Source organism: Duganella levis (assembly GCF_009857605.1).
Classification (GTDB): domain Bacteria; phylum Pseudomonadota; class Gammaproteobacteria; order Burkholderiales; family Burkholderiaceae_D; genus Rugamonas; species Rugamonas levis.
The window spans coordinates 1-6,246 of sequence record NZ_WWCT01000062.1 but is presented as its reverse complement, the minus strand read 5'-3'; the positions used below and the strand labels follow the sequence as shown (position 1 = coordinate 6,246).

General features: G+C 65.5%; 7 protein-coding genes. All 7 read right to left on the bottom strand.

Annotated features, from left to right (window positions below):
• A partial coding sequence (locus tag GTP69_RS30500) for a LytR C-terminal domain-containing protein (protein WP_161058381.1) occupies positions 1-515 on the bottom strand: 515 nt, incomplete at its 3' end.
• 25 nt (positions 516-540) lie between these two features.
• A complete protein-coding gene (locus GTP69_RS30495) occupies positions 541-1,470 on the bottom strand; it encodes a type II secretion system F family protein (RefSeq protein WP_161058380.1) in 930 nt (309 codons plus the stop codon).
• A gap of 9 nt (positions 1,471-1,479) precedes the next feature.
• A complete protein-coding gene (locus GTP69_RS30490) occupies positions 1,480-2,454 on the bottom strand; it encodes a type II secretion system F family protein (RefSeq protein WP_161058379.1) in 975 nt (324 codons plus the stop codon).
• A 6-nt stretch (positions 2,455-2,460) separates the two neighbouring features.
• The gene (locus GTP69_RS30485) at positions 2,461-3,810 is read right to left on the bottom strand and encodes a TadA family conjugal transfer-associated ATPase (RefSeq protein ID WP_161058378.1); all 1,350 of its coding nucleotides are present in this window, start codon (positions 3,808-3,810) and stop codon (positions 2,461-2,463) included.
• 10 nt (positions 3,811-3,820) lie between these two features.
• Positions 3,821-4,990, bottom strand: coding sequence for a CpaE/TadZ family protein (locus tag GTP69_RS30480; protein WP_161058377.1), 1,170 nt, complete (start codon positions 4,988-4,990; stop codon positions 3,821-3,823).
• Between the two features lie 38 nt (positions 4,991-5,028).
• Positions 5,029-5,304, bottom strand: coding sequence for a pilus assembly protein (locus GTP69_RS30475; protein ID WP_161058376.1), 276 nt, complete (start codon positions 5,302-5,304; stop codon positions 5,029-5,031).
• An 8-nt stretch (positions 5,305-5,312) separates the two neighbouring features.
• The coding region (locus GTP69_RS30470; protein ID WP_161058375.1) for a type II and III secretion system protein family protein at positions 5,313-6,246 on the bottom strand (934 nt) is incomplete at its 5' end.

Sequence of the window (6,246 nt, the reverse complement as noted above, 5' to 3'; positions counted from 1 at the left end):
GGCAGCAGCACGGCATGGCCGTTCAGCGCGGCTTGCAGGTCGGCGGCGCGCCGCTGCTGGCCGGGCAGGTATTCAATGATGGTGGTGCGCTGGTAGTGGCCACGCTGGTTGACCACCTGGCGGGCGGCAATGCCCTGGTGCGCCAGCAGCGCGCGCACCCGTTCGCCCATGCCGCGCACGCCGTTGCCGTTGACGATTTGCAGCGGCGCGCCAGCGCTTGGCGCAGGGCCGGCAACAGCCGGGCTGACGGCGGCAGGCTGGCGGTACTGCAGCCGGTATTCATTCGGTCCCAGCCGGACGATTTCCATGCGCGATTGGACCACCGGCAGCGTGGTGGCCGCCGCCGCTGACGCTTCGGGTTGCTGTTGCGGCGCTGCCGCCAGCGACACTGGCGCAGTTCGGGCGGGCAGGGCGCGCGCATCCTCGATGCGCAGCAACGGGGTGACGACCAGTGCTTGACGGGGCGCGACCGTACTGCACGCTTGTAGCAAGCCGCTCACCAACAGCACTGGCATACGCCACTGATGACAATTCATATGCTTATCCCCCGGTCGGCACGATCAGATTGCGGTAAAGATTCAATACCGACGGCCCCAGCAGCACGACAAACAAACTGGGGAAAATGAAGAAGATCAACGGGAATAGCAGCTTGAGCGATACCTTGGCCGCCTGCTCCTCGGCGCGTTGGCGGCGCTTGACGCGCAGCTGGTCCGACTGCACCCGCAGCGAATCGGCGATGCTGGTGCCGAAGCGGTCGGCCTGGATCAGCAGCGTCACCAGGGCGTCGACATCTTCCACGCCGGTGCGCAGCGCCAGGTTGCGCAGCGCTTTGTCCTTGGCGCTGCCGGCGCGCAATTCCAGTGTGACCAGTTGCAGCTCCTCGGCCAGCACCAGGCTTTTCAGACCGATTTCGTTAGCCACCCGCGCCAGCGCCGCGTCCATCGCCAGGCCGGCTTCGACGCATACCGTCATCAGGTCCAGCGCATCGGGGAAGCTTTCAAAGATGTCGCGCTGGCGCTGCTTGACCACGTGGTTGAGAACCAGGTTGGGCAGGTAATAGCCGAGTGCGGCGGCGGCGATCATCCATAACACCTTGTTCTCCCCCTCGCTCACCGGACGGCTGCTGATGTACAGGAACACCAGCAGCGGCAGCACCAGCGCCAGTACCGTCTTACCGGCATAGAACATGCCGGGCGCGGAAGTATTGCGCCAGCCCGCATTGATGAAGCGCATGCGCACCGGCGAACTTTCCCAGCCCTCGGTCGGCACCGACAGTCTGGCCAGCGGGGCGGCCAGGTTGACCACGGTTTCCACCCACGCCATGCTGTTGCGCGTGACCTTGCTGCGTTCCTCCAGCGCTTCCAGCCGGTCCTTGAGGGGATTGGCGGTCAGCAGCCGGATCGCCAGCAGCACACCGCCGAACACCACGATGAACAGCACGGCCAGGAAGACGATTTGTATGGTTGACATGGGCGCTCCTTATACCCGTACCTGGACGATGTTGCGGATCGCGAAAAAGCCGACCACCATCAAGCCGCCCGATACGTACAGCATCATGCGGCCCATGGGATCGGTGAACAGCGGCATCAGCGACTCCGGGGAGAAGATCGCGATGGCGCCGCCCACCAGGAACGGCAGGGAGCCCAGTACCCAGGCCGACATGCGGCCTTCGGCGCTCATGACCTTGACTTGGCCGAGCAGCTTGAGGCGGTCGCGGATGATGGCGCTGATGGAGCTCAGCAGGTCGGTCAGGTTGCCGCCGGTCTCCCGCTGAATCAGCACCGCAATCACGAAGTAGCGCAAGTCGGTACTGGGCACGCGGGCGGCGAGATTCATCAGCGCATCCGGCATGGAAACGCCGAAGTTGACTTCATCGAACACGCTGCGGAACTCGCCACCGAGCGGGTCCGCCAATTCGTCACCGACCATTTTCAACGCGGTCGGGAAGGCGTGGCCGGCGCGCATGGCGCGGCTCATCATATCCAGCGCATCCGGCAGCATGGCCTCGATCTTGGTCATGCGCTTGCGCTTGGCGCGGTCGGCTTCCAGCAGCGGCAGACCGGCAAAGCCCAGCGCCAGCGCCATCTGCCCCAGCAGCGGCAGCTGGGTGCCGGTCAGCACCACCACCCCGACCAGCCAGCAGCCCAGCATTATCGCCAGCAACTGCGCCGCATTCATGCTGCGGCCGGTCTGCAACAGCAGCCGGTCCAGCCACATGATGCCGGGCAGGCGCAGCAGCATTTTTTGCAGGCCGGGGTCGCGGCTCAGCATGCGTTCCTTGGTGATCGACACCGCCAGCTCGCTGCCGCTGTCGCCGATGGCGTTGCGCAGGCGGCGCGCGACCCGCTCGGCTTCCGGGCCACGGGTATTGTTCCAGCCGCTGTAGACGCCCCACACCAGCAGCAGCACGGCGCCGAAGATGAGCAGGCCAAACAAGAGTAGACGGATATCCATGGCGGCCTAACGGGTGACCGGGTCGAACACGGTGGCCGACACCGTCACGCCGAAGTTGCGCAGGCGCTCGATGAAGCGCGGCCGCACGCCGCTGGCGGTGTGATGGCCCAGCACGGTGCCGTCGTCGCCCAGGCCGGTCTGCTTGAAGGCGAAGATTTCCTGCATGGTGATGATCTCGCCCTCCATGCCGGTGACTTCCTGGATCGACATCACCTTGCGCTTGCCGTCGGTCTGGCGCGACACCTGCACCACCACCCCCACCGCCGAACTGATCTGCTGGCGCATGGCCTTGGTCGGCAGGTTGGCGGCCGCCATGCTGATCATGTTCTCCAGCCGGGTCAGGGCGTCGCGCGGGGTGTTGGCGTGGATGGTCGCCATCGAGCCTTCGTGGCCGGTGTTCATCGCGCCCAGCATGTCGAGCGCCTCGGCGCCGCGCACCTCGCCCAGGATGATGCGGTCGGGCCGCATCCGCAGCGCATTGCGCACCAGCGCCCGCTGCGACACTTCGCCCTTGCCCTCGATATTGGCCGGGCGGGTTTCCAGCCGCACCACGTGCGGCTGCTGCAGTTGCAGCTCGGCCGCGTCTTCCACCGTGACGATGCGCTCGGTGCGGCCGATGAAGCCGGAAATCACGTTTAGCATGGTGGTCTTGCCGGACCCGGTACCGCCGGAAATCAGGATGTTGACCTTGGCCTTGCCCAGCCCTTGCAGCACCTCCGCCATGTCGGCCGTCATGCTGCCGTAGGCCACCAGGTCGGCCAGCCGCAGCGGGTCGGCCGAAAAGCGCCGGATCGACATGATCGGGCCGTCGATCGCCAGCGGCGGGATGATGGCGTTGACGCGCGAGCCGTCCGGCAGGCGGGCATCGACCATCGGACTCGACTCGTCGATGCGGCGGCCCACGCGCGAGACGATCTTGTCGATGATCTTCATCAGGTGGGCGTCGTCGCTGAAGGTGACGTCGGTCAGCTCCAGCTTGCCGCGCCGCTCGACATAGATCTGGCGGTAGGTATTGACCAGGATGTCCGACACGGTCGGGTCTTCCAGCAATGGCTCCAGCGGGCCGAAGCCCAGCATTTCGTTCTGGATGTCGCGCGTCAGCGTCTTGCGCTCGGCGTCGTTGATGACCACCGCGTCTTCTTCCAGCAGTTTCTCGACCAGGTTGCGCAGTTCGACGCGAATCTGGTCCTGGGTCAGCCGCTGCATGCTTTCCAGGTCGACCCGGTCGAGCAGCGCGGCGTGCAGGCGTTGTTTGAGTTTCTGGTAGGCGCGGTTGTCGATGCCGGTCACGCGCTGGCCGGAGCCGCGCGCTTCGCCGCTTTCCAGCCGTTCCCGCAATGAAATCGGAGTGCTCATGGTTCAGTCCTTATTTACGCGGCAGTAGCTTGGACAGCCAGTTGCTGCCTTGCGCCTCGGGCACTGTTTCGCCGGTCAGGGTGCGCGCCAGCCCCGCCAACGCCAGGCTCAGCTGGCTGTTCGGATACAGTTGCAGCACCGGCACGCCCTGGTTGACCGAGGCGGCGGCCGCGTCGTAATGGTTGGGAATGGTGATGTTGACGTCGGCGTCAAACGCACCCTCCAGGTCCTTCAAGCGGATCTCGCCGCCTTTGTCGTGGCGGTTGACCACCAGGTGAATTTTTTCCTTGCCATATTCCAGCGAACGGAACACGTTGAGCAGGCGCTTGCCGTCGCGGATATACGGCAGCGTGGTCTGCAGGATCGGGTAGATATGGTCGGCATGGTCGAGCGCGCGGATGCTGACCGCGTCCAGGCTGCGGCCGACGTCGAGCAAAATGAAATCGTACTGGCGCCGCGCCAGCTTGAGGATGGCGTCGATGTGGTCCGGCTTGACGTCATTGGCGTGGGCCGGATCGGACGGCGCCGCCAGCACGCCGTAGTTGGGCGTCACGCTCAGCATGCTGGAAGCCAGGAATGACGGGTCGAGGCGATGGATCTGCTGCGCCACATCGCTCAGTGTCGCCAGTGGCTTGTGGTCGGAGACAAACAACGAGGCGTCGCCGAACTGCAGGTTCATGTCGATCAGCGCCACCTTCTGCTTGCCGCTGGCGGCCAGCGCATAGCCCAGATTGGTGGCGAGGAAGGTGGCGCCGCTGCCGCCCTTGCACGAGATAAACGCCAGCACCTTGCCGCTGACCTGGCCGCGCCGCTCCAGTTTTTCGCCGATGCGTTCGATGGCCGGGTACAGCGTGGTGCTGGTGGCCGGCGACGGCAGCACTTCGCGCACGCCGGCGCGCATGGCCTGCATCAGGAATTCCGGATCGCGCTCGGTGCACAGCGCCACGCAGGCGATGCGCGGATACTGGGCCGAGAAGCGTTCCAGGTTGTCGAGGTCGCCATCCTCGCGCGACGGGCGATCGAGGATCAGCACATCCGGCAGTTGCTCGTCGGTCAGGGTGGCGGCACGCGCCACACCGCCCACCAGGTGATCGATTTCATCGGACGGCGAGCGGGCGCGCAACATGCGCATCACTTCGGCCAGGTGCCGTTCATCGCGGGAGATGACTGCTATCTTCAATTTGGTCCCTGCTGACTCGTGAGTGGTCGAGACGGCGGCTATTTGCCGACGCCGATGGTAAACGCGTTTTGCTGCTGTTCCGGGCTGGCGTATGAGCGCTGGTAATTGTCATAGGCGCTCTTGGCCGCTTGCGCATCGAGTCCGTTGACCGGGCTGCGGTTGTCGCGCGCCTGCGGATTGAGCGTTTGCTGCGCCAGCGCCAGCTTGACGCTGCTGCCGAACTGCTGATCGACGCGTGGCGACAGCGCGCAGCCGCCCACGCAGGCGGCCGCCAGCACCAGCAGGACCAGACGGGGAAATAAAGTCATATGCATGGGCGTTCCTATTGGGCGGGCGTGGCGGACGGCGTGGCGGGCGCGGCGCTGCCTTCCATCTTGCCGCGCAAGAAGAAGTCGCTGCGGCTCGGTGGCGTGTAGTCGTCCGTCGGCAGTTTGTGGTCGGGCGGCAGCGGCCGCGCCAGATGCGGCGTGACGATGAACACCAGTTCGGTGCGGTCGCTCTGGAAGTCGCTGCTGCGGAACAGGGCGCCCAGCACCGGGATCTCGCCAAGGCCGGGGAAGGCCTTGATATTGGTGGTCACGTTATTCTTGATCAAGCCGCCGATGGCGAAGCTCTGGCCGTCGTACAGCTGCACCGTGGTGCTGGCGCGGCGCGTGGTGAACGAGGGCAGCACGGCGGTCGCGGTGGTGCCGCTGGCGGTGATGCCGATGCCTTCGCGATTGAGTTCGGACACCTCGGGCGCCACGCGCAGGTTGATGCGGCCGTTTTCCAGCACGGTCGGCGTGAACTTGACGGCCACACCGAATTCTTTTTCTTCCAGCGTGGTGCGCGGCACGCCGCTGGTGGTGTCCTGCGAGACCGGGATGAAGATTTTGCCGCCGGCCAGGAAGCTGGCCTCCTGGCCGCTGATCGCCATCACCGTCGGCTCGGCCAGGATCTTGACCAGGCCGTCGTTCTTTTGCGCGTCAAGCGTGGCGAACTTGCCGTTCTTGGTGTTGAACGCGTCCAGCTTGTTGGGATTGCCGCTTAGCAGATTCGACAGCAGGGTATAGGTCCAGCTGCCGCTGGAACCGACCAGGCCGACGCTGGCGCCCAGCTGGTCGACCAGGGTCTTGGAAATTTCGGCGATACGCACCTCCAGCATCACCTGTTGCGGCGCCGCCACCGACAGCATGTTGATCACGCGTCCGGCAGCCTGGCCCTGGCCCTGTGCCGCCAGCGGATCGACGCCCGCCGCCGGCGCGGCGCCGGCAGCC